Here is a 21779-nt window from a genome sequence, read left to right on the forward strand (position 1 = left end):
CGGGCATGAACCCGGCGTGGTAATATTGTGATTTTAAGCGGGTGGCTAGAGTTTGTTGTCCGCAATGCGCAACTGACGTGCGCGGTTTAGGATCGCATCCTCGACCGCCCGCGCCGTTGCAGCGCTGACTGGAGAGCCACCGCTACTCTGCAGCGCAACCGATAGCGAGCGCGCGGCAAGGGCCGGATCGCTAATATGTACGGTTGCGCGGTAAGAGCGCCCGCCACCCGGCGGTGTACCGTAACCTGTTACGATCACGCCGGTAAATGGGTCGACTTCCTGGATTGGCAGGAAATTCAGGACATCCAGCGAGGCGGCCCACAGATACCGATTCACATTAACGATCTGTTCGGCATTACCGCGATCGAACACATCCCAGATAGATGTGCGGTTCGGATCGTTCAGCTCTCGTTCCTCTGTGCGCGTGCTATCCGTATACAGTAATGCGGGATTCGGAGCTGTACTTTGATTCTGTCCGCAGGCCGACACGGCAGCAGTCATTAAGATCAAACCGAAAATCGTCTGCGGGCGCATTGTCGACTGGTCCTGTTCCACTTGGTCTACTTTGTTAGGTGTTACTCCTAGACAAGGTCCAGTTCAGCAACAACCCTATTCTTATTACACATGTCAGTGTGGGCAGCAGTTTAGCCCCCAAATATCGACTGTGGCATCCTTGCACCAATTTGGGGTCAATGCGGCCATCACATTTAAGGCAAGCTTGCGCTTTGGGGGTAATCCGAGCGAAACGGTTCCCGTGCTGAGACATGTGCTGAGGCATATGTCGAGTAGAAAAACTTTGAAACCGAGGGAAACAAGATGAAAAAAGTTCTCTTCGCATCGACCGCTCTGATTGCAACCGCAAGCGTTGCAGCGGCCGACGTTAAATTCAGCGGCTACGGTCGTTTTGGTATTGGCTACTACGAAGATCGTACCGGTACTGTTAACAACTTCACCACAGATGCAAACGGCGACATCGTCGCTGATGGCACCGCGACCGTCGACACCGACAACACCATCCTGGTCTCGCGCTTCCGTCTGAACATCGACGGCACCGCAGAAACCGATGGCGGCGTTGAGTTCTCGGCTCGTGTTCGTCTGCAGGCTGACGAAAACGCCGGCAACGGCGAAGCCAACTCGGCTGGCCTGAACGGCGCACGCTTCTCGGTCATCTACGGTGGTCTGCGTGTTGACGCCGGCAACGTTGCTGGTTCGTTCGACAACCTGGCAAACTACTACGGTAACGAGCCGGGCCTGGAAAGCTTCATCGGCCAGTACTCGGGCGTTGACTATAGCTTCCTGGCTTACTCGTCGACCGGTTCGGGTTCGAACGCTGTGTTCTTCCAGTACGCAGTTGGCGACTTCGCTTTCGGCGCGTCCTACGACCAGGCAACCATCGCATTTGATAGCGTGCCTCAGGATGCAGACCGTTGGGACATCAGCGTAACCTACAACTTCAACAACATCACCGCTGCACTGGCCTATGGTCAGACCAAGGCGAACGTGAACAGCAGCAGCGAAAAGCAGTCGTTGACCGTTCTGACCCTGGGCGCAGAATTCGGTGACTTCTCGGGTACACTGTTCGTAGCTGACGATGACGTTGTAAACGACGATCGCAATGGCACCGCATACGGTCTGTCGCTGGCCTACAACCTGGGCGCGGCAACCACTCTGACCGCCGCTTACGGTGACGGTTCGGCGGATGACGACCTGCAGCAGTATGGTATCGGCGTTAAGTACGACCTGGGCGGCGGTGCATCGCTGCGCGGTGGTCTGGGCCAAGAGAAGCGCGGCGACGGCGACAGCCGCGTACGTGCTGACTTCGGTGCTCAGTTCAACTTCTAAGTTGATCTGAACCACAAAGTTTGAGGGCAGGTCTTCGGACCTGCCCTTTTCTTTTGCGCGGACTTGGTGTTTTTCTGCGATCAAAGCAGAGAGAGGAAACACATGTCGCTGCACGACATCACTGCCCGCATTATCAAGGCCGAATCCGCTGCCGGGCGACCAGAGGGATCGACAAAACTGATCGCTGTCTCGAAAGTTCAACCAAATGAGCGTGTTCGGGATGTGCTGGAACAGGGGCACCGATGTTTTGGTGAAAATCGGGTGCAGGAAGCGGCGGGCAAATGGCCGGATTTCATGGAGCAGTTTACGGGCATTGACCTGCATTTGATCGGGCCGCTGCAAACCAACAAGGCCCGGCAGGCGATGGAGTTGTTTGACGCGATTCATTCGGTGGATCGGCCTAAGCTGGCCAAAACACTTGCGCGGTTGGCGCAAGAGCTTGGCCACTGCCCGGGTGTTTTCATTCAGGTCAACACCGGAGAAGAAGAGCAGAAAGCGGGGATCATGCCGGTTGATGCAGATGCCTTCATCGCCGAATGTCGGGATCTGGACTTGCCGGTTCAGGGGTTGATGGCAATCCCGCCGGTTGAAGAAGAACCTTCGTTGCATTTTGCGTTGCTGGCTAAAATCGCCAAGCGCAATGGGTTGCAGGGCTTGTCGATGGGGATGAGCAGTGATTTTGAACAGGCGATCGCATTGGGTGCCACCCATGTTCGCGTGGGGTCCGCCATCTTTGGCGAGCGGGTCAAGCCTGTGGGATAATCAAACGCGAACCGGGGGAGACCCTGCGCGCGATCCAATGCAGATGGTCGCGGCGAAACGCGACGCAGCCTTCGGTCGGATAGCCGGGGCGTCTCCACTGGTGGAGGAAAATGGCGGACCCGCGACCCGCTACAGAGTTAGGCCAGTTCCAGTCGGTTATCAGAACAAGATCATACAACGGATCCGCGCGCCGCAGCTTTTCGTGGCTGTGCCCATAGGGCGCGCTGACCAACTGATTGTATCGCCTGTCTTCGCTGTCATCCGACCATAGGTCGCCTGGGCCGATGGGAATAGCCCAGGAGCTGGGTGCAGCCAGCCTGTCAGGCCGAAATAGCATGCCGACAATACTGTGCACACCGATTGGCGTTGCCCCGTCGCCTTCGCGCTTATCACGCGTCAGGCCGCCTTTACCAATCGAGCATGGAAAAAGGCGCCCGGCAAAACGCAGGCCGCGTGGCGTCAGAACTAAATCGTCTGGCGTCACAGCAGATGGCCTGATTTCGCGGCTTTGGTCGCCAGATATCCTCGGTTATGGGCGGTTTCACCCACTTTAAGGGGGACCCTTTCGGTCACCGCGATGCCCGTCTTTTCCATCATCGCGATTTTCGCCGGGTTGTTCGTCAGCAAGCGGACCGAGGAAAAACCAAGCTCTTTCAGGATGTCCGAGCCCAGTCGAAAATCACGTTCATCATCTTCGAATCCCAGTCGGTGATTTGCCTCGACCGTGTCAAAGCCCTGATCCTGAAGGAAATAAGCCCGCATTTTGTTGGCTAGGCCGATGCCGCGTCCTTCTTGATTGAGGTACAACAACACGCCCGCGCCCTCGGACCCCATCTGGGCAAGCGCCCCACGCAACTGCGGCCCGCAATCGCATTTCAAGCTGCCCATCAGATCGCCAGTGAAACAGGCCGAATGCAACCGGGCCAAAACTGGCTTGCTTCGGTCCGGACGGCCTATTTCTACGGCGTAATGTTCTTCTCCGCCATCTTCGGGGCGGAAAACATGCAGGCGACCGGCCTCGGACACTTCCATCGGTAGGCGTGCGGCGGCAATGGCGTGCAGCGCGCTGCGGTCGGCCAGATGCGGCGCGGCGCGAGTGTGGTCGATACAAGTCAGGCCGTGTGTCGCGGCGAAAGTGTGACCGTCCTCGATGGGAACAACCACAGCAGCAGGCAAAAGGCGTGCGGATTTCGTCAATGCGATGGCAATGCGATGCAGGTTGGCATTGCCCTGACGCTCGGACATCAACGGGCCTTTCATGGGGGTATTCAGATCATCTGAGGGGTCAGCAACCGCCTGTACCCATGCGAGGTCGGTGTCCGGCGGAATAATCACCCGAGCAAGATCGCCATCATAGGCGCGTGCCTTAAGCGTTTCAGCGCGTCTTACGGTGACTGCGACAACAGGCTGACCTTCGAAGTTTCGCAAATCTGCCAGCCGCTGGGCGCTCAATGTCTCAGACGCAATCGCTATGACGCTGAACCCGCTGTCATCGGTCAAAACAACCGGAACGCCCATCCGCAGGTCCGCACGTGCCCGCGCCAGCAATTCCGAGATATCGGGGATAAGACTCATCTGTGTTACCCTATAACGTGTTGGCCTTCGTCTAACCCGAATGGATGGAAAAGTGAAACAATTCCTCTGCGTCAGACACGAGGGCGTGAGACCATTGCAGTAAATCTTGTTGATTGCATCTTCCGCACGCAAATGGTGGAAAAGGCTTAGGAGGACCGGACATGGCTCAGCTCAAGAAAATCCTGCTGGTGGATGACGATGAAGACCTGCGCGAGGCGCTCAGCGAGCAACTTGTGATGACCGAGGACTTCGACGTGTTCGAAGCCCATGACGGTCAATCCGCGATGGAGCGCGCACGCGAGGCTATTTATGACCTGGTCATTCTGGACGTTGGTCTGCCGGACACCGACGGTCGTGAGCTGTGCCGCCTGATGCGCAAACAAGGCGTCAAAAGCCCGATCCTGATGCTGACAGGCCATGACAGCGACGCTGATACCATTCTTGGTCTGGACGCAGGCGCTAATGATTATGTCTCTAAGCCGTTTAAATTCCCGGTCCTGCTGGCTCGAATCCGCGCGCAGCTGCGTCAGCATGAGCAATCAGAGGACGCGGTCTTTGTGCTGGGGCCGTATACCTTCAAGCCTGCGATGAAGATGTTGATCACCGAAGAGGATCGCAAGATCCGTTTGACCGAGAAAGAAACCAACATTCTCAAGTTCCTGTACCGCTCGGCAGATGGCGTGGTTGCCCGCGATGTGCTGCTGCACGAGGTCTGGGGCTATAACGCTGGTGTCACCACACATACGCTTGAAACCCACATCTATCGTTTGCGCCAAAAGATCGAACCCGACCCATCGAACGCGCGCCTTTTGGTCACAGAATCGGGCGGATATCGCTTGGTTTCGTAACTCCGGGTGGATTGACGTGGATCAAAGTGATACTCTGGATGTGTAATTAGATTACTCCCAACCCGCGCATGTCCGGGTTATGACATGCACCTCCCTGTTGGACTGCCGGGCCTTATGGCCCGGCTTTTTTTGTCCCCCAAGCGAACTTCTACGACTCTTGGAGCATCCATTCTTGACGGTTTTGATGCTAGCTGAGAGTGTGTCGTTTGATTAAGGCTCATGTTTAAGTTGAAGGGGTGATAGCTTTTGGCGGGAACAAGTACGAAGCCACTCCCGGCTCTGGAAAACGGGATGTCATGGTGGGTAGTTGAAAGTAAGCGTCTCAATCTAAGTACGGAGACAACGTTTCGGGTTTTCGAAGCGGTAATTGCAAATTCCAAAGAACAAGCAATTCATCATGCGAAAATCTCGGATTCGCGACTTAACACTGCATTGATGAACGCAGCGATACGCAGAGGGGACATCGAAGGCCAAGATGAATGGCAACCAATCAGTCAACTGGTCGAACGCCTGTCAATTCTTCCAGTTCTGACCCAAGAAGAAATAGCCGCATTTGACCCGGTGTTGCTTGGCATGCTGCTTGAACATGAATTCTTCATTGACGAGTTCTCTGAAGACCCTGAAATGGCAGTCGGTGGGGGAATATATGACTATGAGCCACCTAATTAGGTCGCTCATACATTGTATTTCCGATGGCCCATCCTCTCCGACCACGCTAACCTCCGCCCAACCCGCGACAGAGGAATCCCCCATGCCTTTCACCCTTGCCACCTGGAACATCAACTCGGTCCGCCTGCGCGAGCCTATCGTGCTGAAATTGCTGCAGGAAGAGGCCCCGGATGTCCTGTGTTTGCAGGAGTGCAAGTCGCCGGTCGAGAAAATCCCGACCGAAGGGTTTGCAGAACTGGGATACACCCACATGGTTGCAAGGGGCCAGAAGGGGTACAACGGCGTCGCCATCCTGTCGCGCCTGCCGATGGAAGAGGTCGGCGATAAGGATTTCGCGGGGCTCGGGCACGCGCGCCACATTGCGGGGCGATTGGAAAATGGTGTCACCATTCACAATTTCTATGTCCCCGCCGGTGGCGACATCCCGGACCGTGAAAAGAACGAGAAGTTCGGGCAGAAGCTCGACTACCTCACGGATATGCGCGATTGGTTCCATGCCGAAAAGCCCGAAAAGTCCATTCTGGTTGGCGATCTGAACATCGCACCGCGCGAGGACGACGTCTGGTCGCATAAGCAACTTCTCAAGGTTGTCTCACACACGCCGATCGAGGTTGAGGCGCTGGCCGAAACGCAGGACGCAGGCGGCTGGATTGACATCACCCGTCAGGATATCCCCGAAGGGCAACTGTACAGTTGGTGGTCCTACCGCGCCCGCGATTGGGACGCGGCGGATAAGGGTCGGCGTCTGGATCATGTCTGGGCCACGCCGGATATTTCCAACGCGGGCCACTCAAGCCGCGTTCTGCGTGATGCGCGTGGGTGGGAAAAACCCAGTGACCACGCACCGGTCTTTGCGACATTCGACCTTTGACTCTGCAACTCTCCCCTTGGTTTCTGTCCCTCGCAGTTGCATATAGGGGCCAAATTCGAACGAAAGAGTGAACGCCATGGACCTTCTGAACGCCGCAGCCGGACCTGACACCACAGATCTGATCAAGGACGGATCCGAGGCCACCTTTATGGCCGATGTCGTTGAGGCCTCACAGGAAACCCCGGTCATCGTGGATTTCTGGGCCCCCTGGTGCGGTCCGTGCAAAACGCTTGGGCCGTTGCTGGAGGAAGCCGTGACCGCCGCCAAAGGGGCGGTGAAGATGGTCAAGATCAACGTGGACGAGGCGCAGATGATTGCCTCGCAAATGCGAATCCAGTCGGTCCCGACCGTCTACGCCTTCTTCAAGGGGCAGCCGGTCGATGGGTTTCAGGGCGCCGTGCCGGGGTCCGAGATCAAGGCGTTTGTGGACCGGGTGATTGAGGCCGCGGGTGGTGAAAGCCCCGGCGGTCAGTTGGATGACGCAGTTTTGGCCGCTGAAGAAATGCTGGCCGAAGGTGCAGCCGTCGATGCCGCGCAGACCTTTTCCGCCATTTTGGGGGAAGACCCGAACCACGCTGCAGCCTATGGCGGCCTGGTTCGTGCCCATATTGCAGCCGGTGATCTGGAGCAGGCCGAGGCTATCCTGAACGGCGCACCGGCCGAGATTTCGACCTCGGCCGAGGTTGAGGCCGCCCATGCCCAACTGGAGCTGGCGAAACAGGCTGCCGATGCTGGTCCCGTGGGTGAACTGAAAGCGGCGGTTGAGGCGGATGCGGACAACTATCAGGCCCGGTTCGACCTTGCACAGGCGCTGCATGCCAATGGCGAGGTAGAAGAAGCGGTCGCGCAATTGCTGGAGTTGTTCCGCCGCGACCGTGAGTGGAATGATGGCGCGGCCAAGGCGCAGCTTTTCACAATTTTCGACGCGCTCAAGCCCAATGATCCGATTGTTCTGAACGGTCGGCGCAAACTCAGTTCGATGATATTTGCCTAAATCCCGATCAGAGCTACACTCGGGTACATGATGCATCCCGCTGATCTGCCGGAGACGATATCCGTTTTCCCATTGCCCGGGGCGCTGTTGCTGCCCCGGTCTCGCTTGCCGCTGCATATTTTTGAGCCGCGTTATCTGCAAATGCTGGACGACGCGCTTAAAACGCCTGAACGCCTGATTGGCATGGCCCAGCCGAACCCCTGTCAGTCCAACGAAAGCAAGCTGCACCAAATCGGTTGTGCCGGACGTGTGACACAGTTTTCTGAAACCGAAGATGGTCGCTACCTGATTACATTGTCCGGCATCTCGCGATTTCGGATCAAGTCCGAGTTGGATGCGTTTACGCCTTACCGTCGTTGCGCTGTTTCATGGGACGGGTTTGACCGCGATCTTGGTAAGGCCGAAGCGGACAATGCGTTCGATCGCTCACGGTTTTTGAATCTGCTTGAACGGTTTTTTTCGTCGCGCCAACTATCGACCGATTGGGAAACCTTAAAAGACGCCGATGATGAGTTGTTGGTGAATTCACTGTCGATGCTGCTGGATTTCGATCCCGAAGAAAAACAGGCGCTGCTTGAAGCGCCTTGCCTTCGTACGCGCCGCGAGACATTGGTGACGTTGATTGAATTCGCCATGCGCGGCGGATCGAGCGAGGAAAAACTGCAATGACTGAAGCCGAACACCCTTTTGACCGCCATATGCTTGAGGCGCTGATCTGCCCGCAAACGCACACCACGCTGCATTATGATGCCGAAAAGCAAGAACTGGTATCAAAGGCCGCCAACCTGGCCTTTCCGATCCGCAACGGAATCCCGGTTATGCTGGTGGATGAAGCGCGCGAGCTGGATTAAATCGCACGCCCTTGCAGAAGTTTCGGCAGATCTCCGGTCAGCCCGGCGGCCTCACGTACAAAGCCGCGACGTAGTCCAGGGATCGAGCCGACGATCTCCATCCCGATGTCGCGCCCGAAGCGCAGAATGGGGTTGTCGTTGGAAAATAGCTTGTTGAAAACATCCGTCGCCATGGCAAGCGCTGCAGTGTCGAACCGACGCCATTCCTGGTAACGTTCCAAAACCAATACCGAACCGATATCTTCGCCGCGTCGTCCGGCCAGTGTCAGAACTTCCGCCAAGGCACCCACGTCGCGAAGACCTGCGTTCAAACCCTGACCTGCAATTGGATGCATGCCGTGGGCGGCGTCCCCGACCAAAGCCATGCGGTCACCGATAAAGGAATTGGCGATTGTCAGGTTTAGCGGATAGGTGAATCGGTCGCCCTGAAGGCGGATGTCACCCAGAAAATCACCAAAGCGCGGGCGCAATACCTGCAGATAATCCGCCTCGGGCATGGCGTTGATGCGTTTGGCCATCTCAGAACGTTCGCTCCACACGATCGAACTGCGGTTACCGGTCAGCGGTAGAATTGCCAAAGGCCCCGGCGGCATGAAGAACTGATGCGCGATACCGTTATGGGGCAGGTCATGCTCGATGGCGCAGACCAGCGCTGTTTGCCCATAGTCCCAACCTGTGCGCTTGATTCCGGCGCGCGTGGCCGTGCCGCTGCGGCGCCCGTCGCAGCCCACCAGAAATCCCCCGGTCAGGGTTGTGCCATCATCCAGCGTCAGCGTTACGCCGGTATCATCAGATGTCTGCGCGACAACGGTTTTGCCGCTGATCTGCGTGATGCTGTCCTGCTCTGCCATGGCATCCAGAAAGGCGCGACGCAGGTGGCGATCCTCGACCATGTAACCCATTGGGCCTTCTTCGATCTCGGCATGGTCGAAATGCAGGAAAAAGGGCGAAGGGCCAGCTCCGGAATGGCCATCGGTAACCTTGATTTCAAGCATCGGCTGGGCATGTTTCGCTACCCTATCCCAGACACCGATCGCATCCAAAAGCCGCTGCGAGGCCAGCGCCAACGCATAGGCGCGCCCGTCAAAGGCCGCGTTCTTTCGAGCTGTTTCGGCCAAGGCGTCGACGACGGTGACGGAATGACCTGTCTGAGCCAGCGCCAAGGCAAGGGCCGGGCCGTTTAGGCCGCCGCCAACGATCAGTATGTCCGAGCTATGTTCCATGACCTGCAATATGCGCGCCCTTTCGGGATTGTCCATGTGCGGTCCTGTCGCTACCGTCCCTCAAGGCGATTTTTCCATAAGGGGGCGGGGATGCAGGACTGGCTGACTATGACGGCGTGTGATCTGGGCCGTGGTATCGGTATGGGGCAGATCGATCCGGTTGAATTGACCGAGACCTACCTGGCTGCCATCGATGCGCACCCGCATGTGGAAAGAATCTATGCCCGCGTTACTCATGATCGTGCGCGGGCTGAAGCGCAGGCGGCGCAGGAGCGCGCTAATTTGGGCCTGCGGCGGTCCTTGCTTGACGGTGTGCCGATCAGCTGGAAAGACCTGTTCGACACCGCCGGAACGGCGACCGAGGCCGGCTCGGCCTTACTGAAGGGCCGCGTGCCTGAGGCGGACGCTGTCGTTGTACAAAACGCCACGGCGATGGGCACGGTCTGTCTGGGTAAGACGCATATGAGCGAGCTTGCGTTCTCAGGCCTCGGCCTGAATCCGGTTACCGGGACGCCTCCAAGCATCGACGACGTAGAGGCGGTTTCTGGCGGCTCTTCTTCGGGTGCGGCTGCATCGGTGGCCTGGGGTCTTGCCGCTTGTGGGATCGGTTCGGACACGGGGGGATCGGTGCGCATCCCCGCGGCCTGGAACAATCTGGTCGGCCTGAAAACCACCGCCGGACGTGTCAGTCTTGAAGGCACAGTGCCCCTGTGCCTGCGGTTTGATACAGTTGGTCCGCTGGCGCGCTCGGTCGAGGACGCAGCCCAAATGCTGGCTTTGCTGGAGGGGCGCTCTCCACCGGATCTTCGCGGCGCCAGCCTCAAAGGTCGTCGCTTTGCCAATCTTCAGACTGTGGCGCAAGACGATTTGCGGGATGAGCCGCGCAAGGCGTATGAAGAGGCGTTGGAAAAACTCACCGAGGCCGGTGCCGAGATCGTACCGCTGGACGTCCCCGAATTGAACGAAGCGATGGCGCTGTCCGGCATTCTGTACACGACCGAGGCCTATGGGTTGTGGCGCGATGTGATCGAAGCCAATCCCGATGCCATGTATCCCGAGATTCTGGAACGGTTTCGGTCGGGTCGAAACGCGACGGGTGCCGATTACATCGCTGCCTGGTCCAGGCTAAAAGCCTGTAGGGCTGCATGGGATGCGGCAACATCGGGTTTCGCCGCGGTGCTTGCGCCCACAGCGCCCATTCTGCCGCCGAATCTGGATCGGTTGATGAATGACCATGAATACTATGTCACGGAAAACCTGCTGGCTCTTCGCAACACACGTATCGGGAATCTGATGGGGCTGGCTGCGCTGACGCTGCCGACCGGAGTTTCCGGGTGTGGCGTGATGATGATGGGATATCCGGGGTCAGAAGAGGCCTTGCTAAGGCTGGGATCAGCGGCTGAGATGGCGTTGGCCTGAATGCCACAATCCCCTGATTCGCCACCTCTTTGTCTGGACGAAACCGGGTGCGACCTGTAACCTGTCTGTAAAACGGGGCGAAATGATCCCGGTATTGAGGCAGTAGTTATGAATTTCCCCGAACGGTTTTCGGACCTACCGGAATATGCATTCCCGCGTCTGCGCACCCTGTTGGATCATCACCAGCCGGGTGGTGAAGTGATTCACATGACCATCGGCGCGCCTATGCATGATTTCCCGTCATGGGTCACCGATGTGATCACAGAAAACGCGGCCGGATTTCAGGGATACCCGCCCAATGAAGGTTCGCCCGAATTGCGCTCGGCGATTACCGGCTGGATTGATCGCCGCTATGGCGTTTCGATGGACCCCGACACCAATGTGATGGCGTTGAACGGCACACGCGAAGGCCTGTACAACGCGGCGATGGCACTGTGTCCCGAGCAGAAAAATGGCGAAAAGCCCGCCATTCTGTGCCCGAACCCGTTCTATCAGGTTTACATGGTAGCCTCTCTGTCGGTGCGGGCTGAGCCGGTTTTTGTGCCTGCAACGGCCGCCACCGCTCACTTGCCGGACTATGCCAGCCTGCCTAAGGATGTGCTGAACCGTACTGTTGCGGCCTATATCTGTTCGCCTGCAAACCCGCAGGGCGCGGTCGCCTCGCGCGATTATTGGGTCGAACTGATCCAACTGGCCGAGACCTATGATTTCCGCATTTTTGCGGACGAATGTTATTCCGAGATTTATCGCAACACAGCACCAACAGGCGTTCTGACTGTGGCGCAGGAACTTGGGGCGGATCCGGAACGGATCACCTTGTTCAACTCTCTTTCCAAGCGGTCAAATCTAGCGGGTCTACGCTCGGGCCTGATTGCAGGCGGTCCTGAAACGATCAAGCGGGTCAAGCAGTTGCGCAACTATGCAGGTGCACCTTTGCCACTGCCATTGCAGGCTGCTGCTGCCAAGGTTTGGGCGGATGAGGCGCATGTCGTCGAAAACCGCGCGTTGTACCAGGAAAAGTACACTATCGCGGACGAAGTCTTCGCAGGCATCCAGGGCTATATGCCACCCGAAGCCGGTTTTTTCCTGTGGCTGCCGGTCGAAAATGGCGAGGAAACAGCACTAAGGCTGTGGCAGGAAACCGGTGTTCGGGTTCTGCCTGGTGCATATCTTTCTCAAGGTGATCCGGGGCAAAACCCGGGCGAACAATTTATCCGGGTCGCAATGGTGGCCCCAAAAACAGAGTTGCGGCAGGGGCTGATTACGCTCCGCGACTGCATCTATTCGTGAGGTACGAGGGCAAAATGGCATCATATAACGCGCGCAACCGCGATCCATTGCTGGACAGCACGACTCAGGCCGCCATCGAACGGCGCAGCAAGGAACTGATCGGGATCGCTCTGATCCTGCTAGGGCTGGCTTCAGCCGCGATGATCTGGTCCTACACGCCGGATGATCCGAACTGGATGGTGTCGACAGACGCGCCGGTGCAGAATTGGATGGGGCGGATCGGGGCGTCGATCGCTGCGCCGCTGTTCATGATCGTCGGATGGGGCAGTTGGGGCATCGCGTTGGTGCTGATTGGCTGGGGCATTCGCTTTGCCGGGCATTTCGGTGAGGAACGCGCAGTGGCCCGCCTTATCTTTGCTCCGATCTGGATTGCCATAGTTTCCGTTTATGCCGCGACTTTGGTGCCGGGTGAGGCATGGCGCACGACCCACAGCTTTGGTCTGGGGGGCTTGTTTGGTGATACCGTAATGGGTGCATTGCTGACACTGCTGCCGATTTCGTCACATTTCATGGTCAAACTGATGTCGCTGGCGATGGCTGCTGGCATGTTGGCATTAGGGACATTTGTTCTTGGGTTCACAAAGGCCGATGTGCGCAAGGGTCTGCGCGCCTTCCTGCTGGGTCTCGTGATGTCCTATGATATGCTGATGAATCTTTTGGGTCGCAGTGCATCGGTCACCGCGCAGGCCGCACGCGATCGCCGGGCGCAGTGGGACGAGCGTAAAGCCGCCCGCGCCGAGGCAGCTGAATCCGTGTTTGACGATGATATGGCCTATGCCGATCCGATGTTCGAAGAGCCAGATTTTGAAGAACCCGAGCCCATCAAACCAGGCCTTCTGGCACGGATGCCCAGCTTGATCCGCCGTCCGGATCCGATGCCGGAACCGGAACTGGTCGACCGAGACCCGGTTGCCGGATTTGATGAGATGCCTGGTGAAGATCGTATCAAGTCCAAGATTTCTGCAGCCGTGCGCAACCGTAAGGTCGCCACCGGCGAGATGGCACCCGAACACGATCCAACTCTGCCTTTGACCAAAGGGCGTGGCCGGGGGCCGGACCCGCTGATCCTGAACGCCAGAGGCGGGGAAGAGCTTCCGCCCGAGCCGCCGATGACCTTGGACGGACTGCCACCCGAGCCGATGCTGACAGCAGAACCGGAACCCGAGTGGCGGCAAGAACCTTTACATCAGGACTTTGCGCCCGAGCCCGCATTTGAGGATGAGGCCGTATTTGAAGATACACCCGAGCCGGAACAGGTTCCGCGTCCTGCGATGAAAATTCCAGTGGCCGAGCCGCGCAAGCCCGTCGTGGCGCAGCCTGTGCGCCGCACGCCGGCACCTTCGCGCCGCGCGCAGGCCGAAGCGCAACCCGCGTTGTCCTTCGAAGACCGTCATTCGGACTTTGAGCTGCCACCGCTTAGCTTGTTGTCCAACCCCGCTAGCATTCAGCGCCACCACCTCAGCGATGAGGCATTGGAAGAAAACGCACGCATGCTGGAAAACGTTCTGGATGACTATGGCGTCAAGGGTGAGATCGTCAGCGTTCGCCCTGGTCCGGTTGTTACCATGTACGAACTAGAGCCCGCTCCGGGCCTGAAGGCCAGCCGCGTGATCGGTCTGGCCGATGATATCGCACGCTCGATGTCGGCGTTGTCAGCTCGCGTTTCGACCCTTCCGGGACGCTCGGTGATCGGGATCGAATTGCCCAATGAAAACCGCGAGATGGTGGTGCTGCGTGAAATCCTTGCAAGCCGGGACTTTGGCGATGGGAACCACGCGTTGCCGCTGGCCCTCGGCAAAGATATCGGTGGCGAATCCGTCGTTGCGAACCTGGCCAAAATGCCTCACCTGCTGATCGCAGGGACCACTGGGTCCGGTAAGTCGGTGGCAATCAACACCATGATCCTGTCGCTGCTTTATAAGCTGACGCCGGATGAATGTCGCCTGATCATGATTGACCCCAAGATGCTGGAACTGTCTGTCTATGATGGCATTCCGCATCTGCTCTCACCGGTTGTAACCGACCCGAAAAAAGCGGTTGTCGCCCTGAAGTGGGTCGTGGGTGAGATGGAGGACCGTTATCGCAAGATGTCCAAGATGGGCGTCCGCAACATCGCGGGCTACAACGGCCGCGTTAAGGACGCGTTGGCCAAGGGCGAGATGTTCAGCCGCACAGTGCAGACCGGGTTCGACGATGAAACCGGCGAACCAACGTTCGAGACGGAAGAGTTCGCGCCCGAAGCGATGCCCTATATCGTCGTCATCGTTGATGAGATGGCGGACCTGATGATGGTTGCGGGCAAAGAGATCGAAGCTTGTATCCAGCGTCTGGCGCAGATGGCGCGAGCCTCGGGCATTCACCTGATCATGGCGACCCAGCGACCTTCGGTCGACGTTATTACCGGCACGATCAAGGCGAACTTCCCAACCCGGATTTCGTTCCAGGTGACATCGAAAGTCGACAGCCGCACAATTCTTGGCGAGATGGGTGCCGAGCAACTGCTGGGGCAGGGCGACATGCTCTATATGGCCGGTGGCGCCAAGATTACCCGTTGCCACGGGCCATTTGTATCGGACGAAGAGGTCGAGGAAATCGTCAACCACCTAAAACAGTTCGGTCCACCGGATTACATGAGCGGAGTGGTCGATGGCCCGGCTGAGGAAAAGGCCGACAATATCGATGCGGTTCTCGGCCTGAACACCGGGGGCAACACCAACGGCGAAGACGCGCTGTACGATCAGGCGGTGGCGATTGTGATCAAGGATCGCAAATGCTCGACCTCGTACATTCAGCGGAAACTTGCCATTGGTTACAACAAAGCTGCGCGGCTTGTTGAGCAAATGGAAGATGAAGGCGTTGTTTCATCGGCAAATCATGTCGGGAAACGCGAAATCCTCGTCCCTGAGCAATAGGATATTTAATAACAAGGGCAGAGCGCTTATCTGAGGAGTTATGAAACAGATTGCCTTTGCCCTTGCTTTGACACTCGCCGCGCCTGCGGCTTGGGCGGCTGATAAGCTGCCGTTGTCCCAAATATCAAACTACCTGAACGGCCTCAAAACCGTTGAAACCACGTTCACGCAAGTTAATGATGACGGCTCGTTGAGCACCGGAAAGCTGTGGATGGAACGGCCCGGAAAAATGCGGTTCGAATACGACCCACCCAACAGCGCCGTGGTACTGGCACGCGCCGGTACGGTGCAGATCTTTGATCCGAAATCTAACCAGCCCCCCGAACAGTATCCGTTGAAACGCACACCCCTGTCGCTGGTGCTGGCGCGCAACGTCAACTTGGGGCAGGCGAATATGGTGGTCGCCCACGACTTTGATGGAACGGCTACGGTTGTCACGGCTCGGGACCCAAAAAACCCAGAATCGGGCCGGATTGAGCTGATGTTCACAGGGGACCCGATTGAGCTGCGCAAATGGGTTATTCACGACAACGCCGGCAGTCAGACGACCGTTCTGCTGGGCCAGTTGAATACCGGTGGAAATCTCAGCAACGATCTGTTTTCAAGATCAAATAGAAGCGGGTCAGGCAATCGCTGACCCGCAATCTTGTCAGTAGCGGCAGTTCGCCAGCTGCGCCTGATAGAGCTTGGCGCGTGCATCCACATCATTGGCGACGTTCAACAGCCAGGATTTGCTGTTATAGCTGCCGCGGGCAAAACCACTGTGCCCCTCGTGATAGGCCAGATACTGGTTGCGTGTATCACTGGGGTGAATGCCGTTCCGCTGATGGGTTTTGTTCATATACCAGCCGATGAAATCTGACGCATCGCGAATGCGGTCCCGCTTGGCGCGGCGCTTGCCGGTTTCCTTGCGGTATTCATCCCACGTGCCGTCCAATGCCTGGCTGAAGCCATAGGCGCTGCTCTGACGGCCCATCGGGATAACGCCCAGAACGTATTGGTGGGGCGTGCGTGCATCGTGCTTATAGCGGCTTTCCTGATAGATCGTTGCCATTTGGACGTGAATCGGGACGCCCCATTTCCGCTCGGTGCTTTTGAACGCCTTGATAAAGTCGGGCCGTTCGCGCGCAATGCTGCACGCGTCGTTCAGTCTGCTCGGTGGCTGTTTGGACCCGCCACCACAGGATGCCAAAAGCAGCACCCCAAGGAGTACAAAGAAAATTCTGCTCATGTGCCTCGTGCCTTTTTTCTTTATTCTAGCGCAGATTGAGAGTTTAGGAAATCACAATCGTTATAGCACAATCGCTAGAATTAAGGGTAAAGCGCCCACGGACAGCACCGTTGACACCATGACCATTCCGGCAACAGCGTCTGAATCTGCGTCAAATCGCTCGGCAAGAAGGTAGGATGTCACTGCGACCGGGGTACACATCTGCAAAACCAGTACTCCGAAGGCGATGGAATCCAGATCAAAGACGCGCGCGATTGCCCAGCCCAGCCCAAAGCAGACAAGCAGTTTAAGGCCTGATAGCCAGATCGCCTGACCCAATTTGCGGGTTGTCAGCCTTGCGATCGCGACACCTACTGTAATCAGCATCATCGGGACTGCCATCTGACCCAGCAGCTCTAGCGTGTTGCTCAGGAACAAAGGCGTTTCCCAATCCTGCCACAAAAACAAGGCCCCAAGCAGGGTTGCCCAGACCATGGGTTCACGCGCAGCTTTACCGAATGCACCCTGCCCAGCGACAAGGTAGATGCCATAGGTGAAGGAAAACAAAGCGGTGATGGCCAGGAAAATGACCGCAAATCCCAAACCAGCCTGGCCAAACGCAAAAATGCATAGCGGCAGGCCCAGATTGCCAGTGTTTCCGAAAATTAGCGGCGAAAGATAGGTACGGCGGTCCAGGCCAGAAAGCCGAACGAAAACGCCAAATGCTAGGGCCAGCCCAACATGACCCGCAACTGCGGCCAGCGTGAAACGCGTCAACTCTCCTGCCGGAATCTCTGTCTGCATCAGCGCAACAAAGATCAGGCTGGGCACAGCAAGCGTCACGGCAAGGCGCGTTACAAACTCCAAACGATACTCAAAACCCAGTTTGACCCATGTAAATCCGATGCCCGCCAGCAGGAAGACCGGTGCAACAATTTCGAACACTGTCAGTAAGATGTTCACAGACTGTTTCCTTTAATTTCCGATCAATGATTGGCATTTCGGCGCGGAAAGAGGTAGTAAGATCTCTGGGGGCTGAAAAAATGCTGAAGACAAATGCCAAGTACCGCCTGGGACAGGTGGTCCGCCATAAAAAGCATCCCTTCCGAGGGGTGATTTTTGACGTGGACCCGGAATTTTCCAATACAGAAGAGTGGTATCAGGCCATTCCCGAGGACAGCCGCCCCATCAAGGATCAACCGTTTTATCATCTGCTCGCAGAAAACGATCAATCCTTCTATGTGGCTTATGTTTCAGAACAAAATCTGGTTGCGGACCAATCCGGGGAACCGGTTGAGCATCCTGATATTCCTGACATGTTCGGTCCTTTCGAGAATGGCGCGTACCCGCTGCACTTTAATTTGAACTAAGAAATTTGGTGCGCCAATTCGCCCGCCCTGGTGGTCAGTAACCTAATGCACAACCGTCTTTTCTGGGGTCGCTTGCGCCCTCTAGAACGCCGTCTGTGCGGATTCGGATAGCTTGCGCGCCGCCAAGGGGCGTTTCTGGAACCTGAACGTTGTGTCCTAATTCGCGCAATTGTTGAGATGTGTTAGGCGAAATTCCGCGCTCAAGTTTCAAAACGCCGCCATCCGCGAAGGCGCGCGGGGCGTCGATGCTGGCTTGCAGACCCAATCCATGATCGGTGAGGTTGGACAATAGGCGTGCGTGGCCAGTTGGTTGAAAAGCTCCGCCCATCACGCCAAACGGCATTAGTACCCGGCCATCCTGTTTAAGCATTCCGGGAATGATCGTGTGCATTGGGCGCTTGCCCGGGCCAAATTCGTTTGGATGATCAGCCTGCAGGTTGAAACCAGAGCCTCGGTTCTGCAGCAAAATCCCATATTTTTCTGATGCGATACCGGACCCGAAGCTGTGAAATATGGAATAGATCAGCGAAACCGCCATCCGATCCCGGTCAACAACCGTGATATAGACTGTGTCTTTGTGAATGGCCTCGGTTAACGGGGCTGCCGCTGGCATGGCGCGCTTGGGGTCAATCAACGCAGCCAGCTTATCGGCCACCGTCTGGTCAAGGAACCGTTCAGCGTGGGTTGTGTGATCTGGATCCGCAATGAACCGATTGCGCGCGTCATAGGCGAGTTTCGAAGCCTCGGCCTCAAGATGTATGAGTTCGGGGCCAAACGGATCAAGGCCCGCCAGGTCAAAGTTCTTGAGGATATTCAGAAGCAGGATCGCCGTCGCACCTTGTCCGTTTGGCGGATGTTCGACCAGATCAATGCCCTTGTAGCTTCCGCTGACGGGCTGGGTGTCTGTGCATTGCGTGGCCAGAAAATCCTGGGCCGTGTGAACTCCGCCCAATTCCATCAGGGCGTCGATCATGTCCTGCGCAATTTCACCGGAATAAAAGGCATCACGGCCATTGCGTGCAATCTGGCGTAGGACCTCGGCCTGCCCCGGCGCGCGAAAGTTCTGGCCTACATTTGGCGCTTTGCCGTCAGTTAGGTAATGCTTGCGTGCAGCCCCCTGCAGCGTGTCAGCCCCCGTTTTCCAATCATAGGCGACCCGGGGTGCGACCGGGACACCGGCCTCGGCATAGTGAATGGCAGGTGCCAGTATCTCATCCAGCCCAAGCCTGCCCTCGGTTTCTGCCAGATGGCAAAAGGCATCAATTGCACCGGGAATGGTCACCGCATCGGGTGTATTCAACGGCACTGTATCCAGCCCCTGGGCTCGCAACTTGTCCGCATTGGCCGCCGCCGGCGCGCGTCCGGACCCGTTCAGGGCGCGTATCTGATCTTCACCTGCACGGTTGAATAGAACAAAGCAATCGCCACCGATGCCCGTCATCTGCGGCTCGCAAATGCCCAGCAGCACAGCGCCTGCGATGGCAGCGTCCATGGCATTGCCGCCTTGCTGCAGGATATTTACGGCAACCTGCGCCGCCAGAGGATGCGATGTGGCGCACATTCCCTCGGTTGCCAGAACTTCGGACCGACCTGGAGTGTGAAAATCCCGCATAGCTTTGCCTTCCCCTTTTGAACACGCCGAACGTAAAGCGCGGTCAGGGATTGTCTAGTCACATCAGCGGGAAGGGAGATCCTCGGCGCCGTTCACTGGGTGGGGGCTGTGACACTAGGCGCCGAGGGAAGCTATCTGAGCTACAGATATCTGTTTGCCCTTTGTTTGCGGCGCGCCGATGGTGCGATCGGGGCCTTTATGTGGCCTTTTTGGGTCCGGCGGAGGGGTTTGGGAAGTCAAACCGCAGCGACAACCGGTTGCAGCCATTGCGATGCTCATAGCGAATGTCGCTGGTCAGTTCATGGATCAGGAACCAGCCAAACCCGCCTTCGGGTAACTCATCGAGCGTCGAACCCAAAGGCGCAGGCACACCATCCGGCACGCGAAAGCCGGGCAACGGATTCCCTGTGTCAGAGATCAGAATGTCCAGCCAGTTTTGATGTAACCGACAATGCACCCTGACCTTGGCCGGAGTGACGCCCGCATAGGCATGCTCGATCACATTGTTGATCGCCTCGGCCAGCGCAATTTTCACGTCGCTCGCCTTGTGTGAAGGTAGGCCCTGAACCTCAAGTCCTTTGCTAAGCTGGGCGATGCCTGCACTGGCTTCGGTTTCGGTGGCAGCAAAGCTCAGATCCAAGCAGTTCCCGTTCCCCATGGACATCGCACCTATTCAATCCGTGACTTCATTCCGCCGACCGTGCAAGGGCGTCGTCCAGAGTCTGGTAAAGATTGAAAACCGTATCCATACGGGTCAGCCGAAATACCTTTTCGACAAAAGGGTGTAGTCCTGCCAGATCCAGCCTGCGGTCGCTGCCCAATTGTTTCATTGAAGCAACGATGGCCCCAAGGCCGCTTGAATCGATAAATTCGACCCCCGTCAGGTCCAGGACGACGCGCGGCGCGCCACCGTCGGCCTCATTGCGCATGTCTTCCTTGAACTGAATGGCCATTGCGGCATCGATACGGTCAGAATGCACCGTTATGATCTGCGTTGTGTCTGTTGTTTTACTGGTCAGGGCCATGCGCGCGGGCTCTCTAAACTAAAAATTACTCGTAGAAATACGCTAGACGGGAATTCTTACCATTCGGTATCCATCCCAGTAGAAAAACGGAGGAGCATCCAAATGAAACAAGTCGTTATCGCTGGCGCAGCACGGACCCCGATGGGTGGGTTTCAGGGGATGTTCGATACAGTGACAGCAGCCGATCTGGGCGGTGTTGCGATCAAGGCCGCGCTGCAGGGTGCAGGGACAGAGACCGTTGACGAAGTTCTGATGGGGTGCGTCTTGCCTGCCGGGCAGGGCCAGGCACCCGCTCGCCAGGCCGGTTTCGCAGCAGGGCTGGGCGAAGACGTTCCTGCCACGACGCTCAACAAAATGTGCGGCTCGGGTATGAAAGCGGCCATGATGGCCTACGATCAGATTGCATTGGGGCACGCGGACACAATGATCGCAGGCGGGATGGAGAGTATGACGAACGCGCCATACCTTCTGCCTAAAATGCGCGAGGGCGCGCGGTTGGGTCATGCGCAGGCAATGGATCATATGTTTCTGGACGGGCTCGAGGACGCCTATGACAAAGGTCGCCTGATGGGCACATTCGCTGAAGCCTGCGCCGAAGCCTATCAGTTCACGCGCGAGGCCCAGGATGAATACGCGCTGCGTTCTTTGTCGAATGCACTGGCCGCACAGGAAAATGGTGCATTTGCGGATGAAATCACGCCCGTCTCGGTCCGCACTCGCAAGGGCGAAGTCACCCAGTCCGCGGATGAGCAGCCGCTTTCCGCGCGGCCCGAAAAAATCCCAACGCTCAAGCCAGCCTTTCGAAAGGATGGCACCGTCACGGCTGCAAACTCTTCTTCGATTTCAGATGGTGCTGCCGCGTTGGTGCTGGCATCGGAAGACGCGGCACAGGCGCAAGGCCTGAGCGTCCGCGCGCGTATTGTCGGCCACGCCAGCCACGCGCAGGCACCAGGGCTGTTTACGACCGCACCAGTTCCGGCCGCGCAAAAATTGCTGACCAATATCGGTTGGTCGAAAGAAGATGTTGACCTGTGGGAGGTCAACGAAGCGTTCGCCGTCGTGCCGATGGCGTTCATGCACGAGATGGGCCTGCCCCGCGATATCGTCAACGTGAATGGTGGGGCCTGCGCTCTGGGCCACCCGATCGGTGCATCGGGCGCGCGGATCATGGTCACGCTGCTGAATGCACTCGAAAAGCGCGACCTGAAACGCGGCGTTGCGGCCATCTGCATCGGCGGCGGCGAAGGCACGGCGATAGCCATCGAACGCGTTTGACGCTTCCTCTTTTTCCAAATACTCCGGCGCA

At 57.4% G+C, this 21779-nt stretch carries 23 protein-coding genes; 14 read left to right on the forward strand and 9 right to left on the reverse strand.

What is annotated here, in order from left to right:
• Nucleotides 1-45: 45 nt before the first annotated feature.
• Nucleotides 46-534, reverse strand: a complete 489-nt coding sequence (locus tag ACR0AK_RS00445) for a DUF3576 domain-containing protein (RefSeq protein WP_170563528.1) — start codon at nt 532-534, stop codon at nt 46-48.
• A 282-nt stretch (nt 535-816) separates the two neighbouring features.
• Between ACR0AK_RS00445 and ACR0AK_RS00450 the strand changes: the two genes are divergently transcribed.
• Complete coding sequence (locus ACR0AK_RS00450) at nt 817-1842, forward strand: porin (RefSeq protein WP_480792026.1); 1026 nt, start codon at nt 817-819, stop codon at nt 1840-1842.
• Nucleotides 1843-1944: 102 nt separating this feature from the next.
• On the forward strand, nt 1945-2604 hold the full coding sequence (locus tag ACR0AK_RS00455; protein ID WP_480792027.1) for a YggS family pyridoxal phosphate-dependent enzyme: 660 nt from the start codon (nt 1945-1947) through the stop codon (nt 2602-2604).
• Here ACR0AK_RS00455 and ACR0AK_RS00460 read toward each other — a convergent pair.
• A complete protein-coding gene (locus tag ACR0AK_RS00460) occupies nt 2588-3088 on the reverse strand; it encodes a L,D-transpeptidase family protein (RefSeq protein WP_480792028.1) in 501 nt (166 codons plus the stop codon). The genes ACR0AK_RS00455 and ACR0AK_RS00460 overlap by 17 nt on opposite strands.
• Nucleotides 3085-4179, reverse strand: coding sequence for a GTP cyclohydrolase II (ribA, locus tag ACR0AK_RS00465; RefSeq protein ID WP_170563520.1), 1095 nt, complete (start codon nt 4177-4179; stop codon nt 3085-3087). Before ribA ends, ACR0AK_RS00460 begins: the two co-directional genes overlap by 4 nt.
• A gap of 161 nt (nt 4180-4340) precedes the next feature.
• Between ribA and ACR0AK_RS00470 the strand changes: the two genes are divergently transcribed.
• The 6 genes from ACR0AK_RS00470 (at nt 4341) to ACR0AK_RS00495 (ending at nt 8412) form a co-directional block, all read left to right on the forward strand.
• Nucleotides 4341-5027 (forward strand): response regulator transcription factor, encoded by a 687-nt coding sequence (locus ACR0AK_RS00470; RefSeq protein ID WP_170563518.1) that lies wholly within the window; start codon nt 4341-4343, stop codon nt 5025-5027.
• Between the two features lie 291 nt (nt 5028-5318).
• The gene (locus ACR0AK_RS00475) at nt 5319-5696 is read left to right on the forward strand and encodes a hypothetical protein (protein WP_170563516.1); all 378 of its coding nucleotides are present in this window, start codon (nt 5319-5321) and stop codon (nt 5694-5696) included.
• Between the two features lie 82 nt (nt 5697-5778).
• Nucleotides 5779-6567 (forward strand): exodeoxyribonuclease III, encoded by a 789-nt coding sequence (locus ACR0AK_RS00480; protein WP_170563514.1) that lies wholly within the window; start codon nt 5779-5781, stop codon nt 6565-6567.
• A gap of 76 nt (nt 6568-6643) precedes the next feature.
• Nucleotides 6644-7561, forward strand: a complete 918-nt coding sequence (gene trxA, locus ACR0AK_RS00485; protein WP_170563512.1) for a thioredoxin — start codon at nt 6644-6646, stop codon at nt 7559-7561.
• Between the two features lie 27 nt (nt 7562-7588).
• Nucleotides 7589-8230, forward strand: a complete 642-nt coding sequence (locus tag ACR0AK_RS00490; RefSeq protein ID WP_170563510.1) for an LON peptidase substrate-binding domain-containing protein — start codon at nt 7589-7591, stop codon at nt 8228-8230.
• Nucleotides 8227-8412 (forward strand): Trm112 family protein, encoded by a 186-nt coding sequence (locus ACR0AK_RS00495; protein WP_109310669.1) that lies wholly within the window; start codon nt 8227-8229, stop codon nt 8410-8412. Before ACR0AK_RS00490 ends, ACR0AK_RS00495 begins: the two co-directional genes overlap by 4 nt.
• Here ACR0AK_RS00495 and ACR0AK_RS00500 read toward each other — a convergent pair.
• Nucleotides 8409-9671 carry an FAD-dependent monooxygenase gene (locus ACR0AK_RS00500; protein ID WP_480792029.1) on the reverse strand — a complete coding sequence of 421 codons (1263 nt, stop codon included), beginning with the start codon at nt 9669-9671 and terminating at the stop codon, nt 8409-8411. The genes ACR0AK_RS00495 and ACR0AK_RS00500 overlap by 4 nt on opposite strands.
• A 54-nt stretch (nt 9672-9725) precedes the next feature.
• Between ACR0AK_RS00500 and ACR0AK_RS00505 the strand changes: the two genes are divergently transcribed.
• The 4 genes from ACR0AK_RS00505 (at nt 9726) to ACR0AK_RS00520 (ending at nt 15893) form a co-directional block, all read left to right on the forward strand.
• Complete coding sequence (locus tag ACR0AK_RS00505; protein ID WP_480792030.1) at nt 9726-11054, forward strand: amidase; 1329 nt, start codon at nt 9726-9728, stop codon at nt 11052-11054.
• 108 nt (nt 11055-11162) lie between these two features.
• A complete protein-coding gene (locus ACR0AK_RS00510) occupies nt 11163-12344 on the forward strand; it encodes an aminotransferase class I/II-fold pyridoxal phosphate-dependent enzyme (RefSeq protein ID WP_480792031.1) in 1182 nt (393 codons plus the stop codon).
• Nucleotides 12345-12358: 14 nt separating this feature from the next.
• The gene (locus ACR0AK_RS00515) at nt 12359-15256 is read left to right on the forward strand and encodes a DNA translocase FtsK 4TM domain-containing protein (protein ID WP_480792032.1); all 2898 of its coding nucleotides are present in this window, start codon (nt 12359-12361) and stop codon (nt 15254-15256) included.
• A 40-nt stretch (nt 15257-15296) separates the two neighbouring features.
• Nucleotides 15297-15893: a LolA family protein gene (locus ACR0AK_RS00520; protein WP_170563501.1), complete on the forward strand. Its 597-nt coding sequence runs from the start codon at nt 15297-15299 to the stop codon at nt 15891-15893.
• 12 nt (nt 15894-15905) lie between these two features.
• Here ACR0AK_RS00520 and ACR0AK_RS00525 read toward each other — a convergent pair whose 3' ends face one another.
• Complete coding sequence (locus ACR0AK_RS00525) at nt 15906-16487, reverse strand: transglycosylase SLT domain-containing protein (RefSeq protein ID WP_170563498.1); 582 nt, start codon at nt 16485-16487, stop codon at nt 15906-15908.
• A gap of 60 nt (nt 16488-16547) precedes the next feature.
• Nucleotides 16548-17429: an AEC family transporter gene (locus ACR0AK_RS00530; RefSeq protein WP_480792033.1), complete on the reverse strand. Its 882-nt coding sequence runs from the start codon at nt 17427-17429 to the stop codon at nt 16548-16550.
• 80 nt (nt 17430-17509) lie between these two features.
• Here ACR0AK_RS00530 and hspQ point away from each other — a divergent pair, with 80 nt between their 5' ends.
• Nucleotides 17510-17836 (forward strand): heat shock protein HspQ, encoded by a 327-nt coding sequence (hspQ, locus tag ACR0AK_RS00535; RefSeq protein ID WP_108861127.1) that lies wholly within the window; start codon nt 17510-17512, stop codon nt 17834-17836.
• A 34-nt stretch (nt 17837-17870) separates the two neighbouring features.
• Here the strand turns inward: hspQ and ggt are convergent, their stop codons facing one another.
• From ggt to ACR0AK_RS00550, 3 genes are all read right to left on the reverse strand, one after another.
• A complete protein-coding gene (ggt, locus tag ACR0AK_RS00540; RefSeq protein WP_480792034.1) occupies nt 17871-19448 on the reverse strand; it encodes a gamma-glutamyltransferase in 1578 nt (525 codons plus the stop codon).
• Between the two features lie 196 nt (nt 19449-19644).
• Nucleotides 19645-20106 (reverse strand): ATP-binding protein, encoded by a 462-nt coding sequence (locus ACR0AK_RS00545; RefSeq protein ID WP_480792035.1) that lies wholly within the window; start codon nt 20104-20106, stop codon nt 19645-19647.
• Between the two features lie 28 nt (nt 20107-20134).
• The gene (locus ACR0AK_RS00550) at nt 20135-20473 is read right to left on the reverse strand and encodes an STAS domain-containing protein (protein ID WP_480792036.1); all 339 of its coding nucleotides are present in this window, start codon (nt 20471-20473) and stop codon (nt 20135-20137) included.
• 102 nt (nt 20474-20575) lie between these two features.
• On the opposite strand from ACR0AK_RS00550, the gene ACR0AK_RS00555 reads away from it, so the two are divergent.
• On the forward strand, nt 20576-21748 hold the full coding sequence (locus ACR0AK_RS00555) for a thiolase family protein (protein WP_480792037.1): 1173 nt from the start codon (nt 20576-20578) through the stop codon (nt 21746-21748).
• Nucleotides 21749-21779 lie beyond the last annotated feature (31 nt).

The organism is Ruegeria sp. BI12, from assembly GCF_056537985.1.

What these genes read in the sequence shown, in the direction of transcription:
- ACR0AK_RS00445 (WP_170563528.1), bottom strand. Translation starts at nt 534, where the DNA reads ATGCGCCCGCAGACGATTTTCGGTTTGATCTTAATGACTGCTGCCGTG.
- ACR0AK_RS00450 (WP_480792026.1), top strand. Translation starts at nt 817, where the DNA reads ATGAAAAAAGTTCTCTTCGCATCGACCGCTCTGATTGCAACCGCAAGC.
- ACR0AK_RS00455 (WP_480792027.1), top strand. Translation starts at nt 1,945, where the DNA reads ATGTCGCTGCACGACATCACTGCCCGCATTATCAAGGCCGAATCCGCT.
- ribA (WP_170563520.1), bottom strand. Translation starts at nt 4,179, where the DNA reads ATGAGTCTTATCCCCGATATCTCGGAATTGCTGGCGCGGGCACGTGCG.
- ACR0AK_RS00470 (WP_170563518.1), top strand. Translation starts at nt 4,341, where the DNA reads ATGGCTCAGCTCAAGAAAATCCTGCTGGTGGATGACGATGAAGACCTG.
- ACR0AK_RS00475 (WP_170563516.1), top strand. Translation starts at nt 5,319, where the DNA reads ATGTCATGGTGGGTAGTTGAAAGTAAGCGTCTCAATCTAAGTACGGAG.
- ACR0AK_RS00480 (WP_170563514.1), top strand. Translation starts at nt 5,779, where the DNA reads ATGCCTTTCACCCTTGCCACCTGGAACATCAACTCGGTCCGCCTGCGC.
- trxA (WP_170563512.1), top strand. Translation starts at nt 6,644, where the DNA reads ATGGACCTTCTGAACGCCGCAGCCGGACCTGACACCACAGATCTGATC.
- ACR0AK_RS00490 (WP_170563510.1), top strand. Translation starts at nt 7,589, where the DNA reads ATGATGCATCCCGCTGATCTGCCGGAGACGATATCCGTTTTCCCATTG.
- ACR0AK_RS00495 (WP_109310669.1), top strand. Translation starts at nt 8,227, where the DNA reads ATGACTGAAGCCGAACACCCTTTTGACCGCCATATGCTTGAGGCGCTG.
- ACR0AK_RS00500 (WP_480792029.1), bottom strand. Translation starts at nt 9,671, where the DNA reads ATGGACAATCCCGAAAGGGCGCGCATATTGCAGGTCATGGAACATAGC.
- ACR0AK_RS00505 (WP_480792030.1), top strand. Translation starts at nt 9,726, where the DNA reads ATGCAGGACTGGCTGACTATGACGGCGTGTGATCTGGGCCGTGGTATC.
- ACR0AK_RS00510 (WP_480792031.1), top strand. Translation starts at nt 11,163, where the DNA reads ATGAATTTCCCCGAACGGTTTTCGGACCTACCGGAATATGCATTCCCG.
- ACR0AK_RS00515 (WP_480792032.1), top strand. Translation starts at nt 12,359, where the DNA reads ATGGCATCATATAACGCGCGCAACCGCGATCCATTGCTGGACAGCACG.
- ACR0AK_RS00520 (WP_170563501.1), top strand. Translation starts at nt 15,297, where the DNA reads ATGAAACAGATTGCCTTTGCCCTTGCTTTGACACTCGCCGCGCCTGCG.
- ACR0AK_RS00525 (WP_170563498.1), bottom strand. Translation starts at nt 16,487, where the DNA reads ATGAGCAGAATTTTCTTTGTACTCCTTGGGGTGCTGCTTTTGGCATCC.
- hspQ (WP_108861127.1), top strand. Translation starts at nt 17,510, where the DNA reads ATGCTGAAGACAAATGCCAAGTACCGCCTGGGACAGGTGGTCCGCCAT.
- ggt (WP_480792034.1), bottom strand. Translation starts at nt 19,448, where the DNA reads ATGCGGGATTTTCACACTCCAGGTCGGTCCGAAGTTCTGGCAACCGAG.
- ACR0AK_RS00545 (WP_480792035.1), bottom strand. Translation starts at nt 20,106, where the DNA reads ATGGGGAACGGGAACTGCTTGGATCTGAGCTTTGCTGCCACCGAAACC.
- ACR0AK_RS00550 (WP_480792036.1), bottom strand. Translation starts at nt 20,473, where the DNA reads ATGGCCCTGACCAGTAAAACAACAGACACAACGCAGATCATAACGGTG.
- ACR0AK_RS00555 (WP_480792037.1), top strand. Translation starts at nt 20,576, where the DNA reads ATGAAACAAGTCGTTATCGCTGGCGCAGCACGGACCCCGATGGGTGGG.